Consider the following 19,702-nt stretch of genomic DNA (forward strand, 5'->3'; position numbering starts at 1 on the left):
ATACTAAAAATAAAAAAAGCTTCTCAAAATGAGAAGCTTTTTTTATTTCCACTTAATAGTTTCCATAATTTGCCTTATATCTTTTTGAATATAATTGGCAGCTGGTAAAATGGAATCATAATTAGGTTTTGCATAAAAATACAACGACCCAGTTAAAAAATGATTTACACTATCGGTTACATAAAACTGTGCTAGCGATGCTACATTACCTTTAACCTCAGAGAATAGACCATAAACTTTACGTTCCTTACTTTCATAAGGATAAGCTGGTATCTCATTAGCTTTTTTTGTGTGCTCTAAGGTGAATTTTTGAGCATCTCTTAAAAAATCTCTTAGGTTCTTTTCATCCTTATCAATAGCCTTGTAGGTTAAAAAAATAGTACCTTTTAACGACGGATATTCTAAATTAATCCCATAACTTTTAGTTGGAGCTTTCAGTTCTTTAGATGTAACTTTTGTTGCTAACAAATTTGTTTCAAATGAAAATGGTAATTCTAAATCAACATCAACATACTTAGCTTTTGGATAATCTAATCGTAAATAAGCTTTTGGTTTTGGCACATAATCTTCATCGCATGATAAACAGAAAATGACTAGCAATAAAATGAAAATATTTTTTATCATTATGTTATAGTAAATTTTACAAGCTTAATACGCTTTTTGTCCATAGCTTCTATAGTGAAAACGTAATTTTTAAAATTTATTTTACTATTTAACTTGGGAAAATTTCTTGATATTTCTAAAACAAAACCCGCAATGGTTTCTGCTTCTCCTTTACTTTCTTCAAAAACGGTATCATCTTCAGCTTTAATAATTTTATAAAAATCCTTCAGTGCTGTTTTCCCTTCAAACACATAATTATTTTCATCTAATTTTGAATACGTTAAATCCTCATCATCAAACTCATCACTTATATCTCCCACAATTTCTTCAATAATATCCTCTAAAGAAATTAGTCCAGATGTACCTCCATATTCATCTACCACAACTGCTAAATGTACTTTCTTTTCTTGAAATTCGGCCATTAAATCATCTAACTTTTTGTTTTCTGGCACAAAAAATGGTTCGCGAATTAAAGTTGTCCAATCAAATTGTTTTCTATCTATATAAGGTAACAAATCTTTTACGTAAAGAATACCTTCAATAGTATCCATATTGTCCTTATAAACTGGAATTCTTGAATAGCCATTCTTTATTATTTCTGGCATAATCTCCGTATATTTTTGACCAATATTTAAAGAAAAAATATCAATACGCGGACGCATAACTTGCTTTGTATCAGTGTTCCCAAAAGACACTATACCTTGCAGAATTTTATGTTCTTCTTTAGTAGTATCTTCATCACTTGTTAACTCTAATGCTTGAGAAAGCTGGTCAACACTTAAATTAGATTTTTGTTTACCCAATTTGTTATGAATAGCCAACGTAACACTACGCATTGGCAAGCTTACTGGCGACAAAAGAATATCTAAAACCCGCAATGGGTACGCCATAAATATGGCAAACTTTAAATTATTACGACTGGCATAAATTTTTGGTAAAATTTCGCCAAATAATAAGATTAAAAAGGTAACAACAACAACTTCTAAAACAAACTTTATTTGAGGATTAACAATGCTACCAAACATAAAATCACCTAAAAAGGCAAACAAAATAACTATCGCAATATTTATAAAATTGTTTGCAACAAGTATGGTGGCTAATAATTTTTTTGGACGTTCTAAAAGCATTAAAATGATTTGAATGCGTTTAGATTTTGCTTCAACACCATCCTCAACATCTCCTCTATTTAACGAAAATAAAGCTACCTCTGCTCCAGAAATAAGTGCAGAACATAATAAAAGCAAAAATAACAGTGCAAAAGAAAAAACAACTGAAAAATCAACTGCCATAATTAAAGGTCTAAAACTCGTGGGGTCAGGATCCAAATACTTTTGCTTTAGTTAAACTTAAAAAGGGAGATCGTCATTTTCAATTTCAATAGACTCATTACTTGGCTTTTGAGTTGCCATTGAGTTTTGTACAGGAGTATTACCCATGTTGCTTTCACTCTCTTTTTTTGTTGAAAGAAATGTAAAATCGTTACATTGAATTTCTGTAGAATATCTATCATTCCCCTTTTCATCTTGCCATTTTCGGGTTTTCAACCTACCTTCAATGTAAACTTTATCGCCTTTACTTAAATACTTTTCGCAAATCTCTGCAGCTTTATTTCTAACTACAATATTATGCCATTCAGTATTTGTAATACGCTCATTAGTTTGCTTACTTGTGTAAGTTTCATTTGTTGCCAAAGGAAATCTCCCAATACAACCACCACCTTCAAAATAATGCATCTTTATTTCATCACCCAAATGCCCAATAAGCATTACTTTATTTAAAGTTCCAGACATATCTACCGTTTTAAAGAGGGCAAAAGTAACCTTTTGCTTTCCATTTTTTTAAAATTAATAAAAAAATATGATTGTTAATACTAAACTAATCAAAATTAAATGATTCAATAAAATTTCCTATTAAAATTGGCACCGCGTATTCGTGTATTTTATGTATTGAAATTCCTTTAACAGCAAGCCTCTCAACATTAATAATCCAAAAATTTGTATAAAGATGTTGATGCGATAATTTATGAACAATAGGTTCTTTATTATATAAGGACAATTCAAAAGATGTGTTTTTTAATAAATCATCACTTTCAATTTGCTTTTTAAAATTTTTAGAATCAATATTCTTTTCTATTTCAATTAAGGGAAATTGATATAGGTTTTGCCAAATACCTTTTCCTTCCCTTTTTTCCAAAATAGTTTTTTGATCTTCTGATATAAATACTAAAAAGTTGAAATACTTTTTTTTCGCTTTAGCAGATTTAATTTTTACAGGTAAATCGTTAATTCTATTTTTATTAAAAGCAATGCATCCTTCATTTAATGGACAAATATTACAATACGGATTTTTAGGCTTGCATTGTATGGCTCCAAACTCCATAATAGCTTGGTTAAACTCGGCTGGATCCTTTTTATCAATTAATTCTTGAGCTAGTTGCTTAAACTCCTTTGCTCCTTTTGATGAATTAATAGGTGTATCTATTCCAAAATATCGAGACAGTACTCTATAAACATTTCCATCAACAACTGCAGCAGCCTCATTAAAACAAATAGAAGCAATAGCACTTGCGGTATAATCACCTACACCTTTTAGTTTTAGTAACTCTTTATATGTATTAGGAAACACTCCTTTTAATTCATCTGCAACATATTTAGCAGTAGTATGTAAATTTCTAGCACGAGAGTAATAACCAAGTCCTTGCCATAATTTCAAAACCTCACTTTCATTTGCGTCTGCAAGATCAAAAATAGTGGGATATTTAGCGACAAATGCATCATAATATGGTAACCCCTGACTCACTTGTGTTTGTTGTAAAATAATTTCAGATAGCCAAATGTAATATGGATTTGTAGTTTCACGCCACGGCAAAATTCTTTTATTATTTGAATACCAGTTAGTTAGTGTTTTTGAGAATATCATTAATTAATTAAATAGTGTGAACAAAAATAAACGTTTATAATCTTAAATTTTAATGAATTAGGTTTGAAATATTGAATATTTAATCCCTATATTTGCATCCCTTTTAGAATTAATAGTAACAAAAAAATAATATATTAAAATGACGAAGGCTGATTTAGTAGCAAAAATTTCTGAAAAATTAGGAATTGAAAAAGGTGATGTTCAAGCAACTGTTGAAACATTTATGGAAGAAGTAAAGACTTCTTTAGAAAGTGGTGATAACGTTTATTTAAGAGGCTTCGGTAGCTTCATTATTAAAACAAGAGCCGAAAAAACTGGTAGAAACATTTCAAAAAATACGACTATAAAGATACCAGCACATAATATCCCTGCATTTAAACCTGCAAAAGTTTTTGTTGAAGGTGTTAAAACAAATGTAGACGTTAAGTAAAACATTAATCGAATTATTAATTTAAAAAGACACTATTTATGCCAAGTGGTAAAAAACGCAAAAGACATAAGGTAGCGACGCACAAACGTAAGAAACGTAGACGCGCTAACCGTCACAAAAAGAAAAAATAAATCGAAAAAAAGTAGTTAGATTAACTACTTTTTTTGATTTAAAAACAACAAGTTCTTTGAAATGAGTTCATTATTTTTTTGACACTTATTAAGTGTTTTATGGACTCCACGGATGTTAAAAATCCTGTGAAAAAATAATGTATAATCCATCTGTCACCTTAAAAGTGATGGATTAAAATTAACAAAATGGATAAAGAATTGATCATTCGATCTAGTTCCGATAATGTTGATTTTGCCTTATTAAAAGATGGAAAACTTATTGAATTACAGAAAGATGAAGATAGTAACGACTTTTCGGTTGGCGATGTGTTTATAGCCAAAATACGAAAAGCAGTTCCTGGACTAAATGCTGCATTTGTAAATGTAGGTTATGAGAAAGATGCATTTTTGCATTATCATGATTTAGGCCCAAAACTTCCTTCTCTTTTAAAATTCACAAAACGTGTAAGCACAGGTAAACTAAGAGATTTTACTTTAAAAAATTTCCCATTTGAAAAAGATATTGAGAAAGATGGCAAAATTGCCGACGTCTTAAAATCTAATCAATCGCTATTAGTACAAATAGTAAAAGAACCTATATCTACAAAAGGGCCAAGAATAAGCTCAGAGCTTTCAATTGCTGGTAGATATATTGTTTTAGTTCCTTTTTCTAACCGTATTTCTATTTCTCAAAAAATAGAAGACAGAGAAGAAAAAGACCGACTTAAACGCCTGGTAAAGAGCATTACTCCACCAGGTTTTGGTATCATTGTTCGTACTGTAGCACAAGGCAGAAAAGTAGCTGAACTAGATAAAGATTTACAAAATTTGCTTAGTCGTTGGACGGCAATGTGTAAAAAGCTACATAAAGCACATCACCCTAGTAAAGTATTAGGAGAAATGAATAAAGCCTCGTCTATTTTACGAGACATATTCAATGATACCTTTACAGGAATTACTGTTGATGATGAAGAGCTTTATTTACAAATTAAAGATTATGTGCAAGAAATTGCACCAAAAAAAGAATCAATAGTTAAATTGTATCAGTCTAATGTTCCAATTTTTGAAAAATTTGGAATTGAAAGACAAATAAAAACTTCGTTTGGAAAAACCGTTTCTATGTCAAAAGGTGCTTATTTGGTAATTGAACATACCGAAGCGCTTCATGTTATAGATGTAAACAGCGGAAATAGATCTAACAAAGCAAACAATCAAGAGGATACAGCATTAGAAGTTAATTTAATAGCTGCTACAGAAATGGCTCGCCAGTTACGTTTACGTGATATGGGTGGTATTATTGTAGTGGATTTTATTGACATGACCAATGCTGAAAATAGGCAAAAATTGTTCAATCACCTTCGTGATGAAATGAAGGATGATAGAGCAAAACACAAAATATTGCCTCCAAGTAAATTTGGATTGATACAAATTACAAGACAGCGTGTTCGCCCAGAAATGAACATTAAAACTCGTGAGGAAAACCCTGATGAGATTATTAATGGCTCTGAGGTTGAAGCACCTATAGGAATCGTGCAAAAAGTTAATCACGATCTTGAACAACTATTAAAAAAAGACTATAAAAAGTTGACTTTAAACACACATCCTTTTATAGCAGCCTTTTTAACAAAGGGCTTTCCATCTATACGTTCAAAATGGTTTTTTGAACACAAAAAATGGGTTAAAGTTTTACCAAGAGATGCTTACACATACCTTGAATATCATTTTTTTGATAAAAATGGTAAACAAATTAAATAATAAAAAAGCCTTACTAAATTAGTAAGGCTTTTTTTGTTTAGTTTTTATAAACTTTTAAAAGATTTTATCTCATTTTTAGAATCTCTCAATTTTTTTACCCCAAAAGCAGTTGCACCTAAAAGTAAAATAGTTAAGCCTCCATCTAATGGTATTGAGTCACCACCAACAGAATTAGGATTTCCTTCATTTCCTGAATTTGGATTGTGGTTATCTCTAAATTTCTCTTTATTAAATAAACTAACTAACCAATCCCAAAAACTCATTGAACTTAGTATAAGTTGAGCAGGAGCTGTTTTTAAATTAGTTGAACTTATTTTAGTGGTGGATGTTATTAAGTTGGTATCTAAGTTAATTGCATTGGCATTTACTGAGAATACTAAAAATAATGTTAATGCAATTAAATTAATAGATTTAAACAATGTAATCTTTCTGGTTTTCATAATCTCTCTGTTTTAAATTAATACCTACTCAAAGCTCTTATAATTAACCGAATACAGTTTGCTCTTTTAAATAAAATATTAACCTAAAAACATAATAACTTTGAAAACATATAGATTTTAAGGTGCTGGATTTGGAATTTGAGCGTGTATCGCATTTATTTCTCCCAATAATTCTTTACTTAAATCAACATTAATACTCTCTATATTTTCTTTAAGTTGCTCTAAATTAGTAGCTCCAACAATATTACTTGTTAAAAATGGCTGTTGATTCACAAACGCCAATGCCATTTGTGTTAGACTTATATTATTCGCTTTTGCCAATTGTAAATATTTTTCTGTTGCCTTTTTTGAGCGATCACCACTGTAACGTGCCATTCCAGGAAAAAGATTTAATCGTGAATCTGGGCTAGCGGTTCCTTCTATATATTTTCCCGTAAGCATGCCAAATGCTAGTGTAGAATAAGCTAATAATCCAATATTCTCTCTTATAGAAACTTCAGCAATATCACCTTCAAAAGTTCTATTTAGTAATGAGTATGAATTTTGAATTGTTATCATTCTTGGTAAACTATTATTCATTTTATGTTCTTCTAAAAAACGCATAGTTCCCCAAGCTTTTTCATTTGACAAACCAATATGCCTAATTTTACCTGCTTTAATTTGCTTGTCTAATGAGTGTAATACTTCGTTAAAATTATCCTCCCAAAAATCATTTGAATCATGTTTATAATCACGATTTCCAAAGGTATTAGTTAAGCGCTCTGGCCAATGTAGTTGGTACAAATCAATATAATCGGTTTGTAAGCGTTTTAATTCTTTATCTATTGCATCTTCAATTGATGCAAAACCATCTTTTCTAATATGTGCTACATAATCGCTACTGCGACCAACTATTTTACTTGCTAATACTACTTTATCTCTATTACCCGTTTTTTTAAGCCATGTACCAATAATTTCACTTGTACTTCCTTGTGTTTCTGGTGTTGCTGGAACTGGATATAACTCTGCAGTATCAATAAAATTAACTCCTTGGTTAAAAGCATAATCTAATTGTGCATGACCATCAGATTCTGTGTTTTGGTTTCCCCAATTCATGGAACCTAAACAAATTTTACTAACTTTTATATTGGTATTTGGTAATGTTGTGTATTTCATTTTATGAATTATTCTATGATTAGATTAATTAGTAAAGATAAAAAAACCCTTCAGTTGATTTAAAACTGAAAGGTTTAAAACTTTGTTAACGTTTATAAGTTTAATTATCGTTTAACAACTTAGATAGTTCATCTAACTTTGGTGTTAAAATCACCTCAATACGTCTGTTTTTTGCTTTTCCTTCTGCCGTTTCGTTTGATGCAACTGGCGCATATTCCCCTCGTCCTGCAGCGGTTAAATTTTCTGGATTAATAGATACGTTTTCTCTTAAAATATTAACTATTGCCGTAGCACGCTTGGTTGATAAATCCCAGTTACCACTTAACTGTGCATTACCTTGATAAGGAACATTATCCGTATGCCCCTCAATTAAAACTGCGATGTCTGGATTATCTCCAAGCACATTTCCTAATTGTTGTACTGCTCTTCTACCTTCACTACCAACTGCCCAACTTCCAGAGTTAAATAATAGTTTATTTTCCATAGAAACATATACTTTTCCATCGCGTTGTTCAACTGTTAACCCTTTACCTTCAAAATCGGTTAAAGCTCTTGAAATCGCATTTTTTAAGGCTGTCATTGCTGCATCTTTTGATGCAATAACATTTTCTAATTCTGCAACTCTGTTTGAACGATCTTCTAACTCCTTTTTAAGTTTTTCTAAACGTGCGTTTTCTGCTGCTAAAGCTTGTTCTTTAGCTTCTAATTGTGCTAATAATTCTCTGTTCTTTTTAGAATTTGCTGCAATTGACGCCGAACTATTTTCTTCTAATGCATTATAGGAAGCTTTTAAATTATCATAATTCGCTTTTGAAGCATTATAATCAGCTTGTAATTTATCACGTTGAGTAACAGCCTCATCGTAAGCCGACTGAATTTGTTTTAATTCATTTTCTGCAGCAGTTTTAGCGCTTAAAAGTGCTTCATTATCTAATGATAATTTTCTGTTTTCACTTTTCAAATCAGCATATTTTGCTTCTAAATCTTTATATACTTTTGGTGATACACAAGAGGTAAAAACCACTAGAACTAATACTAAGAATGTGCTTTTTTTAATCATTTTGATAGGTTTGTTTACTTAATAAATACTTTTAATTTTCTATTTCTAACAGAATAGGACAATGGTCGCTATGTACTGCATCAGAAAGTATAACGGCTCTTTTAATGTTTTCTTGTAATGGTTTTGAAACCATGGCATAATCTAATCGCCAACCTTTGTTGTTAGCTCGCGAATTTGCACGATAACTCCACCATGTATATTGTTGAGATTCTTGATTTAAATATCTAAAAGAATCTATAAATCCACTATCAATAAAACTTCCAATCCATTCTCTTTCTACAGGTAAAAACCCTGAAACACCTTTCATTTTAGGATTGTGAATATCAATTTCTTCATGACAAATATTATAATCGCCACAAATAACTAAGTTTGGAATTTCTATTTTAAGATTATTTATATAGGCATGAAACATATCCATATATTCTAATTTATGGTCTAAACGCGCATCATTTGTGCCTGATGGTAAATATAAACTCATAACTGAAAGGCCATCAAAATCTACACGCACGTTGCGTCCTTCAAAATCCATAGATGCTATTCCTGTTCCATATTCTACATGGTTTGGTTCTGTTTTGCTTAAAATAGCAACACCACTATAACCTTTTTTTTGAGCACTAAACCAATATTGGTATTTATATCCAGCCTCAGTAAATAGGTTTAAATCCAGTTGTTCTTTTAACGCCTTAATTTCTTGTAAGCAAATAACATCTGGATTTGCACTTTTAACCCAATTTATAAAACCTTTATTTAAAGCTGCTCGAATACCATTTACGTTATAGGATATAATTTTCATCTGATTTAATAAGAATTTTAGCTAAAATAAATAATGCGTTACATTTACACTATTAAATATAGCATGAGTTTTAACGAAGCTATTAACAAAATATTTTAAACGTTTTACAGTTTAATTACTTGATGAAGTTTTTTACATATATTCTTATGTTTCTAATTGGTTTTTGTGGAGTTTCGCAAGACCAAAATTCTAATTATAAAACTAAAAAATTTGCTGTAAAAGATTCTATTCGTATTGATAGTGTAAGCATAAATTCAAGCTACTTTTCAATCAAAAAAAAGAATAACACAGTTATAGATTCTACCTTTTATACTGTTGATTTTTCTAAAGCCATTTTAACCTTTAAAAAACCTATTGAAACTGATTCAATAATTATAAATTACTTGAAATTTCCTGAGTTTTTAACTAAAACTTATAAGCAATTGGATGAGAAGATAATAGTTGAAAATAATAGTAACAATCAAATATTATACAAGTTATCTCAACCTAATACGTCTAATACTTTTATTCCTTTTGATGGTTTAACAACCTCAGGAAGCATTTCACGAGGCGTTACTGTAGGCAATAATCAAAACTCGGTTTTAAATAGTGAATTAGATCTTCAAATTACAGGAAAGTTAAACGACAAAGTCTCGCTTAGAGCTTCCATTCAAGATGCTAATATTCCTTTACAAGAAAGTGGTTATAGTCAGCGTTTAGATGAGTTCGACCAAGTTTTTATTGAATTGTTTAGCGAGCGTTGGAATATTAGAGCTGGTGATATTGATTTAGTAAACAACAATTCTTATTTCGCTAATTTTTCTAAACGTGTACAAGGTTTAAATTTAAATGTTAAACTAGGTGAAGAAGATAAACAAACCAATTTATTTGCTGCTGGTGCTATTGTTCGCGGACAATTCACCACTAGTCAATTTACAGCACAAGAAGGCAATCAAGGACCATATAAACTCCAAGGACAAAATGGTGAGTTGTTTGTGCTTATTGTATCTGGTAGTGAAACCGTTTATGTAAATGGTGTTGCTGTAAAACGAGGCGAAGATCAAGATTATATAATTGATTATAACGCGGGTGAAATTATTTTCAACTCAACATTTCCCATTACTTCCGAGATGCGTATTACTGTTGATTATCAATTTAGTGATAGAAATTACTCGCGTTTTGTAGCTTATGGTGGTGGAAAAATTGAAAGTAAAAAATTAAATATTGGAATTTCTGTGTATTCTGAAAATGATGCTAAAAATCAGCCACTACAACAAAATTTATCTGAAGAACAAGTTCAAATTTTAGCTGATGCTGGAGATGACAGAACGCAAATGGTTGCGCCATCAGAAGTACGAGAAGACTTAAATGAAAATAGAATATTATATAGAAAAGAGTTTATTAGTGGTAATGAAGCTTTTGTTTTCTCAAATAGTCCAGACGATGAATTGTATAGAGTAAGATTTTCTTTAGTAGGTAACAATCTAGGAGATTATATTTTAAGTAACACCAATGCTATTAATAACATTTATGAATATGCTGGAATTAATCAAGGAAATTATGCGCCAATTGTGCAATTAATAGCGCCAACAAAACTACAGATTGCTGTTTTAAATGGAAGTTATAAACCTTCTGAAAAAACTACCATAAATTTTGAAGCTTCAGGGAGCAAAAATGATTTGAATTTATTTTCTAACGCTGATGATGAAAACAATGATGGTTTTGCTGGTAAAATAAATATTGAACAATCGCTTATAAAAAATGATAGTCTTTGGAATTTTGATGTGTTTGTAGATAGTGATTATATAAGTAAAGACTACCGAAATATTGAAGGACTTTACAATCCAGAATTTAACCGAGATTGGAATTTAGACCAAACTAATATAAATGGTATAGGTCTTAATTTAGGAAATCAAATACTTCTAAATTCTGGTTTTAGATTTTTTCATCATAAAAAAGGTTTTGCAGATTACCAATTTGAGCATCTAAATTTTTCAGATGGATTTAGTGGCAACAGACATATTATAAATGCCAATTTACTATTAAACAAGTTTAACATTTTATCTTATTCAAGCTTTTTAGATGCCAATTCTAATACAAATTCCTCTACTTTTTTAAGGTCTTACAACCGTATTACTTATAGTATGAAAAAAAGTTGGTTAGGGACAAAACTAGCTTTTGAAGATAATGAACAAACAAACATTTCAACTCAAACTCTTACACCATTAAGTCAGAAATTTAAGTCTTATGAAGTGTTTATAGGGGTTGGAGATAGCACTAATGTTTTTACTGAAATTGGCTACAAAAACCGTGTAAACGATAGCATTAGAAATAACGAATTACAAAAAGTAAATACATCAAATACATTTTATTTAGACTCCAAACTTGTTCAAAATAAAAACACCAATTTATCATTGTATGCTAATTATAGAAGCTTAAAAAGCGAAGATGAAAATGTAGAAGATGAACGATCTATAAATTCGAGGTTACAATTCAATCAAAATATTTTTAACCAATTAATACAATGGAATACCATTTTTGAAACCAATTCTGGAACATTACCTCAACAAGATTTCACCTATGTTGAAGTTGAAGCTGGACAAGGCACTTACACTTGGATTGATTATAACACTAACGGCATTCAAGAACTTGAAGAGTTTGAAATCGCTCAATTTCAAGATCAAGGCAAATATATTCGGGTACTTTTACCTAATCGAGTATTTATAAAAACACATCAAAATAGGTTGAGCCAAACGCTAACTTTAAATCCTGCACAATGGTCTGTTTCAGAAAATAAAACAGAAAAAATATTTTCACATTTTTACAATCAAACCAGCTATTTAATAGATAGAAAAACAAAAAGAGAAGGCAATAGTTTTAATCTAAATCCTTTTAAAAATAATGAAGAAGATCAATTAGGATTACAACTAAATTTTAGAAACGTTTTCTTTTTTAATCGCGGAAAGCAGCGCTATACAACATCTTACACCTTTCTTGATAATACCACTAGAAATATTTTATCTATTGGATTTATTGAGAATAGTTTAAAAAGTCATCAAATTAATTTTAATCATAAAATAGCTGAAAGTTGGTTAATCAATTTTCTATCTGCTTTTGATAATAACGAAAGTATAAGCGAAAATTTTGCAAGTAAAAATTACAATTTTGATGAAGCAAGATTTACCCCTAAACTCTCTTATTTATTTAATGACAATTCAAGTTTTGATATATTCTATCAATATGCAAGTAAAGAGAATACTATCGGAAACTTAGAATCTTTAAAACAACAGAAATACGGTATTTCTTTTTCTTTAACTAATAGCCAAAAAAGTGCTATAAATGGTGAGTTTAATTATTTTTCGAATATATATGATGGAAATGCAAATACACCTGTTGCATATCAAATATTAGAAGGTTTACAACCGGGAAAAAACTTTACATGGAGTTTGTTAGCGCAAAAAAAGTTAACCGATTTCTTAGACCTTAACTTAAGTTATTTTGGAAGAAAAACTGAAACCAGCAAAACCATTCATTCTGGATCAATTCAATTAAAAGCTTATTTTTAAAATTTAGAATTATCTATTTTTTCAAAAACTGAAATAATTGTTTTTACCGCATTTATATAAAATTCTGGTTTGATGTTTTCGTAATCATCAGTTGGTTCATGGTAATCCTTATGGTCTTCAACTCCAAAGTATAAAAACGGAATGTCTTTTTTATAAAAATTAGCATGATCGGAAGCATAGGTCCAATTCTCTAAACCATCATATCCTTCGTGTCCAGTTAAAAGTTTAATCTTTTTAGATTCTTCAATATTTGAAACAATATATTTTAATTGTTTATTTTTCGCTGTTCCTACTACAAACAATTCATCCTTTTCACTCCTACTAATCATATCCATATTAATATTGAGGATAATGTCCTTTTTTGAAACAATAGGATTATTTACAAAATATTTTGATCCCTGTAAACCTAATTCTTCAGCATCAAAAGCAGCTAAAATAACTGAGTGTTTAGGTGGATTTTTTATAAAATACTCAGCAAAACTGAATAAGGCACTTATACCAGAAGCATTATCATCTGCTCCATTATATATTGTATCATGTTGAACACCTTCATGGTCATAATGCGCGCTTAAAACAATATATTTATTGGATGATTCAGAGCCTTTAATAATACCTAAAACATTTGTAGCTTTATAATAGTTTCGTTTATTAATGAAGGTGAAATTTTGATTATAATCCTTAACCAATGGTAAAACATGCAATGCATTAAATTGATTGATGATGTATTTTTTTGCCTTTATTGCGCCTTCTGTATTGGTTCGCCTACCTTCAAAAGCATCTGATGACAATGCTTGAATGTGCTTTAATAAAGAGGTTTCATTAAATAATTCATGCGTATTTAAATCACCTTGAGCTACGCTTACACCACTAAAAAATAAGCAGTAAATAAATAAACAGTAAATAGATTTAGGCATAAAAAAGACAATAATATATATTTAAAAAATAGCTGACAAAGATACATATATTATTCATATCCCCTTTTTGTATAAAACAAAAAAGCTCATATCATCAAAAATGATATGAGCTTCAAGTATATATTTTGTTTTTAAATAGATGCTTTCATAAGCTCTCTATTCATTCTAGCTATGTTTTCTAATGAAATTCCTTTAGGACATTCAATCTCACAAGCACCTGTGTTTGTACAGTTACCAAAACCTTCTAAATCCATTTGGGCAACCATGTTTTTAACACGGTCTGCTGCTTCAACTTGTCCTTGTGGTAATAAAGCATATTGTGATACTTTAGCTCCTACAAATAACATCGCTGAAGAGTTTTTACAACTTGCAACACATGCCCCACAACCAATACATGTTGCTGCATCCATAGCTTCATCTGCAGCATGTTTTGAAATTGGAATAGCATTTGCATCTTGTGTATTACCAGAAGTATTTACAGAAATATATCCACCTGCATGTTGAATTCTATCAAAAGAACTTCTATCTACAATTAAATCTTTTAATACTGGAAATGCTGTTGCTCTAAATGGTTCAATAGTAATTGTATCACCATCTTTAAACATTCTCATGTGTAATTGACAAGTGGTAACTCCTCTATCTGGACCATGTGCTTCTCCATTTATATACATAGAACACATGCCGCATATTCCTTCGCGACAATCATGATCGAAAGCTACTGGGTCTTCCCCAGAGTTTACTAACTGCTCATTTAAAACATCCATCATTTCTAAAAAAGACATATGCTCTGAAATTTCAGTAACTTTATAATCCACCATTCGACCCTTTGTCTTCGAGTCTTTTTGTCTCCAAATTTTAAGTGTTAAATTCATAGTGTCTTTTTTTATTTGTATGAACGTTGTTTTAGTTCAATATCTTTAAATTCTAATTCTTCTTTATGTAAAACTGCGTCTGCAGGTTCTCCTTTATACTCCCAAGCTGCAACAAATGCAAAATCTTTATCATTACGTTTTGCTTCTCCTTTTTGAGGTCCAGATTCTTCTGCAGATTCTTCACGGAAGTGACCTCCACAAGATTCTTCTCTCATTAAAGCATCTTTAGCAAATAATTCACCTAATTCTAAGAAATCAGCAACACGTCCTGCTTTTTCAAGTTCTGGATTAATTTCAGCTGCCGTTCCTGGCACAGAAACTTCTTTCCAGAATTCTTCTCGAATTGCTTTAATTTCTGCCATAGCTTCTATTAGGCCTTCAGCATTTCTAGACATTCCTGCCTTATCCCACATTACTTTTCCTAATTTCTTATGAAAATAATCTACAGATTTTGTTCCTTTATTATTTACAAAGAAATTAATACGATCTGTAACTTCTTTTTCAGCTTCTTCAAATTCTGGCGTATCAGTCGAAATTTTTCCGGTACGAATATCATCTGATAAATAATCTCCAATAGTATATGGTAATACAAAATAACCATCAGCTAAACCTTGCATTAAAGCAGAAGCTCCAAGTCTGTTTGCTCCATGATCTGAGAAATTAGCTTCTCCAATACAATAACACCCTGGAATAGTTGTCATCAAATTATAATCAACCCAAACACCTCCCATTGTATAGTGAACTGCCGGATAAATCATCATTGGTGTTTCGTATGGATTTTCATCTACAATTTTCTCATACATTTGGAATAAGTTCCCATACTTTTCTTCAACAATAGCTTGGCCTAATTCGTATACTTTTTCTTTTGATGGATTTGATATATTATGAATTTTAGCTTGCTCGACTCCATAACGTTGAATCGCCGAAGCAAAGTCTAAGTAAACGGCTTCTCCAGTTGCATTAACTCCGTAACCAGCATCACAACGCTCTTTTGCAGCTCTTGAAGCTACATCACGAGGCACTAAGTTTCCAAAAGCTGGATAACGACGTTCTAAGTAATAATCTCTTTCATCTTCAGACAAATCGGTTGGTTTTTTACGTCCTTCACGAATTGCCATAACATCTTCCATATTCTTTGGCACCCAAATACGTCCATCATTACGAAGAGACTCAGACATCAATGTTAATTTAGACTGATAATCTCCTGAACGCGGAATACAAGTTGGGTGAATTTGCGTATAACAAGGATTAGCGAAATACGCTCCTTTTTTATGAATTTTCCATCCAGCTGTCACATTCGATCCCATAGCATTGGTTGATAAGAAATATACATTTCCATACCCTCCAGAAGCTACAACTACCGCATGAGCAGAATGTCTTTCTATTTCTCCTGTAATTAAATTACGAGCGATAATACCACGAGCTTTTCCATCAACTTTTACGACATCTAGCATTTCGTGGCGGTTATACATTTGTATTTTACCACGTGCTATTTGACGGTTCATTGCTGAGTATGCTCCTAATAAAAGTTGTTGTCCTGTTTGTCCTTTAGCATAAAAAGTTCTAGAAACCAATACACCTCCAAAAGAACGGTTATCTAACAACCCTCCATAATCACGTGCAAAAGGAACACCTTGAGCCACACATTGATCTATAATATTTGTTGATACCTCAGCTAAACGATATACGTTAGCTTCACGCGAACGATAATCCCCTCCTTTTACTGTATCGTAAAATAATCTATATGTCGAATCACCGTCGCCTTGATAATTTTTAGCAGCATTAATTCCTCCTTGTGCAGCAATTGAGTGTGCACGACGTGGAGAATCTTGATAACAAAATGCTTTTACATTGTATCCCAATTCTGCTAAAGTTGCAGCGGCAGAACCTCCTGCTAAACCTGTTCCTACAACAATAATATCTATGTGACGCTTATTGGCAGGATTAACTAAGTCTATATGATTTTTATAATCTGTCCATTTATCTTGAATTGGACCTTTTGGTACTTTTGAATCTAAAGCCATACTATTTAAGATTAATGGTTAAAATGATGATAAAGTGCAATAAAAATAAATCCTAATGGAATTATTATAGAGTAAGCTTTTCCAATACTCTGTAAACGTTTTTTACGAATTGTTGAAGCTCCCATAGATTGAAATGCTGCTGTAAAGCCGTGTAATAAGTGTAATGCTAAAAACACAAAAGCTAACACATATGCTCCTACTCTAATCGGGCTTACAAATTTATGTGTTAGTTCTTCATAGTATCTAAACCCTTCAACGCCTTCAATAGTTCCAGACCAATCGCCTTGAATATATTTCGTATTAATTTCTGGAAACCAAAAATCAATAAAATGCAGTACTATAAATGCGAGAATAGCAAGACCGCTATATATCATATTTCTACTCATCCATGAAGAATTAGCTGCGCCATTATTTTTTACATAAGCTATTTTTCTTGCATTTTTATTCTTAATCTCTAATACAAATCCCATAATAAAATGAAATACTACACCGAAAATTAAAACAGGTTGCAATGCAAATTGCACCAACGGGTTTGTACCCATAAAATGTGAAACTTCGTTAAAAAGTTCTGGACTGAATACGGATAAAATATTAATTGCAAAATGTTGAAGTAAGAAAAACATAAGGAAGAATGCTGAAAGTGCCATAGCTACTTTTCTTCCAATTGAAGATTTAAAAAATCCACCCATTATTTTAGAAGTTAATTTATTTAATTACAAAGGTAAGCTAGCATTCATTTATAGACAAATAACAAATGTCTTGTTTTTACTATTTAGAATGGTTTTAAAGAGATTGACCCAACTAACAATACGTTAATTTATTTTTACAAAAATTAAAGTATTGAAAATTATTAAATAGTTTTTTTAAATAATTCATAATAATTTTGTTAATTTATAAATACTAACCAATTAAAATCAATAAAAATGGAAGAGTATTTACCGTTGATTATTCAATTAATAACTGGAGCTGTTGGAGGAAATCTAGCAGGCTCTCTTTTGAAAAACTTATCGTTAGGAACAATAGGCAATACTATTGCTGGACTTGTTGGTGGCGGACTAGGAGGTCAGCTTTTAGTAATGCTTGGTCTTGGTGACGGAGCCGCTGCAACCGAAGCAGCATCAAGTATGGATATTGGTAGCATTATTAGTAGTGTTGCTGGAGGTGGTGTTGGTGGTGGTGCTCTTATGGCAATTATTGGAGCTATTAAAAACGCCATGAATAAATAATTTATTCATCTAAATAAATAAAGAGGGGTAAAATATAAATACACCTCTTTATTTATTGATTTAAAAGTAATTATTCTAAGATTATCTTTTTAGTTATAAACAAAGATTCAGAATAAATATTTACAAAATAAATACCTTTAGAAAAACCTGACAAACTAATTATTTTTGTTTGTGATGAATCAGAAATATCACATTCTACAATCTGTCTACCGCTAATATCATAAATAACAGCCTTTTCTAAATTTATAAAGGATTTATTTTTAATAAAAAGTTCTTCTCTTGTAGGATTTGGATACAATATAATGGCTTTTTCAAACTCACCTTCTTCAACGCTCAGGCTACAAGAACTAGTATCATAGTCTGTCATTAATTCTAAATTACATATAGGATTTGTTGTACTTCTTGTTTGAACATTAACCCCTGCTTCAATATCATCATTACTTAACACTCTATTATATTCAGAAATTCCCATACTATAATGCATAACAGCATTTGAATTAATCACATGACCTAATTGGTGTCCATGACCCAATTCGTGTAAAGCAACACTTTCAAAGTCATACTGCGATCCGCTAGGAGTTCCAGTACCAAAATACCAAGAAATAGCATCATCAAAAACAATATCTAAACCTGAAACATACCATTGAGGATTAGGCAAACTACATGATGGTGCCGAATACCAAGAATAACAAACCCCTAAAACGCCACTGTCTAGCTCATTACCATTATCAAACCTAATAACATTTGTACCATCACTACTAACAACATCTGTTGCTGTTCCATTATTTTTTATGGTCCAATTTACTTTAGTATTACAACGCCAACTTTCAAGAGCTCTTTCAAAAGCTACTCTCGCTCCAGGTTTTTCTGTATCATTAAAAAAATCTGTTTGCATAGTCCATACATAGCCTCCAGTTATAAAGCTTTGTTCGTAGTGCTGTACAGGATATGCCTGTATACCTGAGCCTGGATCATATTCTACATTAGATTCTGAATATGAAATAGTTAAATCAGTTGTAGATTCTATCTTTACAGAAGCCGCGTCTTTTACACGAATTTTTCCAGTTCCTGCAGTAGAAGGAACTTCAACAATAATTTGAGTATCTGTCCAAGATACAACTTGAGTATCTAAAGCATCAACAAAAAAGGCAAGTCCTCCCTCATTGGCATCTGAAAAGCCAACCTCACCAGAAGTCCCAAAACCAGAACCATTTATTGTTATTTCTGTTTTTGTGCCAGCTGTTGCAGTTGTAGGCGAAAAACTTGTTATAACTGGAGATAAAATCTTACTTTGACTTGATGCTTTTTTAAATTTTATAGTATTGTAAGCAGAAACTTCTACGTACTTTTCTTTTGTAATATACATCAACTCGTTATAAAAATTTGAAGAAATCCCTGATGTTTTATTAAATGGATTAACCACTAGATCATCGTATAAATTATACCTATAAAATCCCTGAAGAGCACTGTAAGTTTTAAATTTCTGATTTAGAGATTTAGTAACAGATTTAGTAATTACCTGGCTACTTTCTAACATAAAAACACCAACATTTCCCTTTTTTAATTTCAAACTTGAAGACACTATTAATGCTTCTAGACCAACCGTTCCTCCTAAAGTTATTACATCTACATTTTTTGATTCTAGTTTTCCTTTAAAAACCTTGTAAACCTTAATAGTATTGGAAGTATAAATTAAATTATTACTCCAAAAGGAGCTTTGTGAAAATACCTCACCTTCAACAATTAATATTGAATTATCAATCTGTTCTTTCAAAGAAATTTTCCTTAGAGAAAGTTGTGCAAATAGCGCGTTGAAACTCAATAAAAAGAGTAATAATGCAATTTTTTTAGTATTG

At 31.0% G+C, this 19,702-nt stretch carries 17 protein-coding genes; 4 read left to right on the forward strand and 13 right to left on the reverse strand.

All coding sequences use genetic code 11. From position 1 onward, the window contains the following. Positions 1 to 42 precede the first annotated feature (42 nt). The 4 genes from gldD to mutY form a co-directional block, all read right to left on the reverse strand. Positions 43 to 624 carry a gliding motility lipoprotein GldD gene (gene gldD / locus BT151_RS02445; protein ID WP_072400170.1) on the reverse strand — a complete coding sequence of 194 codons (582 nt, stop codon included), beginning with the start codon at positions 622 to 624 and terminating at the stop codon, positions 43 to 45. Next, positions 624 to 1,928 (reverse strand): gliding motility-associated protein GldE, encoded by a 1,305-nt coding sequence (locus tag BT151_RS02450; RefSeq protein WP_072400171.1) that lies wholly within the window; start codon positions 1,926 to 1,928, stop codon positions 624 to 626. The genes gldD and BT151_RS02450 overlap by 1 nt, the downstream gene beginning before the upstream one ends. Positions 1,929 to 1,949: 21 nt before the next feature. Then, positions 1,950 to 2,393: a single-stranded DNA-binding protein gene (locus tag BT151_RS02455; RefSeq protein ID WP_072400172.1), complete on the reverse strand. Its 444-nt coding sequence runs from the start codon at positions 2,391 to 2,393 to the stop codon at positions 1,950 to 1,952. Positions 2,394 to 2,478: 85 nt separating this feature from the next. Continuing rightward, the gene (gene mutY, locus BT151_RS02460; RefSeq protein ID WP_072400173.1) at positions 2,479 to 3,522 is read right to left on the reverse strand and encodes an A/G-specific adenine glycosylase; all 1,044 of its coding nucleotides are present in this window, start codon (positions 3,520 to 3,522) and stop codon (positions 2,479 to 2,481) included. Between the two features lie 139 nt (positions 3,523 to 3,661). Between mutY and BT151_RS02465 the strand changes: the two genes are divergently transcribed. Both BT151_RS02465 and BT151_RS02470 read left to right on the forward strand, forming a co-directional pair. Further along, entirely contained in the window at positions 3,662 to 3,952 is a 291-nt protein-coding gene (locus BT151_RS02465; protein ID WP_019386001.1) for an HU family DNA-binding protein, read from the forward strand. 317 nt (positions 3,953 to 4,269) lie between these two features. Further along, on the forward strand, positions 4,270 to 5,817 hold the full coding sequence (locus BT151_RS02470; protein ID WP_072400174.1) for an Rne/Rng family ribonuclease: 1,548 nt from the start codon (positions 4,270 to 4,272) through the stop codon (positions 5,815 to 5,817). Between the two features lie 44 nt (positions 5,818 to 5,861). On the opposite strand, the gene BT151_RS02475 is transcribed toward BT151_RS02470, so the two are convergent. The 4 genes from BT151_RS02475 to BT151_RS02490 all read right to left on the reverse strand — a co-directional run bounded on the left by BT151_RS02475 (position 5,862) and on the right by BT151_RS02490 (position 9,265). Continuing rightward, positions 5,862 to 6,257 (reverse strand): PID-CTERM protein-sorting domain-containing protein, encoded by a 396-nt coding sequence (locus tag BT151_RS02475; protein ID WP_072400175.1) that lies wholly within the window; start codon positions 6,255 to 6,257, stop codon positions 5,862 to 5,864. Between the two features lie 117 nt (positions 6,258 to 6,374). Beyond that, positions 6,375 to 7,412, reverse strand: coding sequence for an aldo/keto reductase (locus tag BT151_RS02480; protein ID WP_072400176.1), 1,038 nt, complete (start codon positions 7,410 to 7,412; stop codon positions 6,375 to 6,377). Positions 7,413 to 7,512: 100 nt separating this feature from the next. Beyond that, a complete protein-coding gene (locus BT151_RS02485) occupies positions 7,513 to 8,472 on the reverse strand; it encodes an OmpA family protein (RefSeq protein WP_072400177.1) in 960 nt (319 codons plus the stop codon). Between the two features lie 31 nt (positions 8,473 to 8,503). Beyond that, on the reverse strand, positions 8,504 to 9,265 hold the full coding sequence (locus BT151_RS02490; protein WP_072400178.1) for an exodeoxyribonuclease III: 762 nt from the start codon (positions 9,263 to 9,265) through the stop codon (positions 8,504 to 8,506). A 122-nt stretch (positions 9,266 to 9,387) separates the two neighbouring features. Here BT151_RS02490 and BT151_RS02495 point away from each other — a divergent pair, with 122 nt between their 5' ends. After that, positions 9,388 to 12,810: a hypothetical protein gene (locus BT151_RS02495; protein ID WP_072400179.1), complete on the forward strand. Its 3,423-nt coding sequence runs from the start codon at positions 9,388 to 9,390 to the stop codon at positions 12,808 to 12,810. Here BT151_RS02495 and BT151_RS02500 read toward each other — a convergent pair. The 4 genes from BT151_RS02500 to BT151_RS02515 form a co-directional block, all read right to left on the reverse strand. Continuing rightward, a complete protein-coding gene (locus tag BT151_RS02500) occupies positions 12,807 to 13,724 on the reverse strand; it encodes a M28 family peptidase (protein ID WP_072400180.1) in 918 nt (305 codons plus the stop codon). The genes BT151_RS02495 and BT151_RS02500 overlap by 4 nt on opposite strands. Positions 13,725 to 13,855: 131 nt before the next feature. After that, entirely contained in the window at positions 13,856 to 14,596 is a 741-nt protein-coding gene (locus BT151_RS02505) for a succinate dehydrogenase/fumarate reductase iron-sulfur subunit (protein WP_072400181.1), read from the reverse strand. Positions 14,597 to 14,607: 11 nt separating this feature from the next. Then, a complete protein-coding gene (locus BT151_RS02510) occupies positions 14,608 to 16,620 on the reverse strand; it encodes a fumarate reductase/succinate dehydrogenase flavoprotein subunit (protein WP_072400182.1) in 2,013 nt (670 codons plus the stop codon). Positions 16,621 to 16,631: 11 nt separating this feature from the next. Beyond that, the gene (locus BT151_RS02515) at positions 16,632 to 17,309 is read right to left on the reverse strand and encodes a succinate dehydrogenase cytochrome b subunit (protein WP_072400183.1); all 678 of its coding nucleotides are present in this window, start codon (positions 17,307 to 17,309) and stop codon (positions 16,632 to 16,634) included. A gap of 234 nt (positions 17,310 to 17,543) precedes the next feature. On the opposite strand from BT151_RS02515, the gene BT151_RS02520 reads away from it, so the two are divergent. Next, a complete protein-coding gene (locus BT151_RS02520) occupies positions 17,544 to 17,846 on the forward strand; it encodes a hypothetical protein (RefSeq protein ID WP_072400184.1) in 303 nt (100 codons plus the stop codon). Between the two features lie 70 nt (positions 17,847 to 17,916). On the opposite strand, the gene BT151_RS02525 is transcribed toward BT151_RS02520, so the two are convergent. Further along, positions 17,917 to 19,620 (reverse strand): T9SS type A sorting domain-containing protein, encoded by a 1,704-nt coding sequence (locus BT151_RS02525; protein ID WP_171946599.1) that lies wholly within the window; start codon positions 19,618 to 19,620, stop codon positions 17,917 to 17,919. Positions 19,621 to 19,702: the final 82 nt, after the last annotated feature.

The sequence above is a fragment of the Flaviramulus basaltis genome, from assembly GCF_900114265.1.
Taxonomy (GTDB): Bacteria; Bacteroidota; Bacteroidia; order Flavobacteriales; family Flavobacteriaceae; genus Flaviramulus; species Flaviramulus basaltis.

Bases quoted from the DNA above. Each gene is read 5' to 3' on its own strand.
- gldD (WP_072400170.1), bottom strand. From the start codon at position 624: ATGATAAAAAATATTTTCATTTTATTGCTAGTCATTTTCTGTTTATCA.
- BT151_RS02455 (WP_072400172.1), bottom strand. From the start codon at position 2,393: ATGTCTGGAACTTTAAATAAAGTAATGCTTATTGGGCATTTGGGTGAT.
- mutY (WP_072400173.1), bottom strand. From the start codon at position 3,522: ATGATATTCTCAAAAACACTAACTAACTGGTATTCAAATAATAAAAGA.
- BT151_RS02465 (WP_019386001.1), top strand. From the start codon at position 3,662: ATGACGAAGGCTGATTTAGTAGCAAAAATTTCTGAAAAATTAGGAATT.
- BT151_RS02470 (WP_072400174.1), top strand. From the start codon at position 4,270: ATGGATAAAGAATTGATCATTCGATCTAGTTCCGATAATGTTGATTTT.
- BT151_RS02475 (WP_072400175.1), bottom strand. From the start codon at position 6,257: ATGAAAACCAGAAAGATTACATTGTTTAAATCTATTAATTTAATTGCA.
- BT151_RS02480 (WP_072400176.1), bottom strand. From the start codon at position 7,412: ATGAAATACACAACATTACCAAATACCAATATAAAAGTTAGTAAAATT.
- BT151_RS02485 (WP_072400177.1), bottom strand. From the start codon at position 8,472: ATGATTAAAAAAAGCACATTCTTAGTATTAGTTCTAGTGGTTTTTACC.
- BT151_RS02490 (WP_072400178.1), bottom strand. From the start codon at position 9,265: ATGAAAATTATATCCTATAACGTAAATGGTATTCGAGCAGCTTTAAAT.
- BT151_RS02495 (WP_072400179.1), top strand. From the start codon at position 9,388: ATGAAGTTTTTTACATATATTCTTATGTTTCTAATTGGTTTTTGTGGA.
- BT151_RS02500 (WP_072400180.1), bottom strand. From the start codon at position 13,724: ATGCCTAAATCTATTTACTGTTTATTTATTTACTGCTTATTTTTTAGT.
- BT151_RS02505 (WP_072400181.1), bottom strand. From the start codon at position 14,596: ATGAATTTAACACTTAAAATTTGGAGACAAAAAGACTCGAAGACAAAG.
- BT151_RS02510 (WP_072400182.1), bottom strand. From the start codon at position 16,620: ATGGCTTTAGATTCAAAAGTACCAAAAGGTCCAATTCAAGATAAATGG.
- BT151_RS02515 (WP_072400183.1), bottom strand. From the start codon at position 17,309: ATGGGTGGATTTTTTAAATCTTCAATTGGAAGAAAAGTAGCTATGGCA.
- BT151_RS02520 (WP_072400184.1), top strand. From the start codon at position 17,544: ATGGAAGAGTATTTACCGTTGATTATTCAATTAATAACTGGAGCTGTT.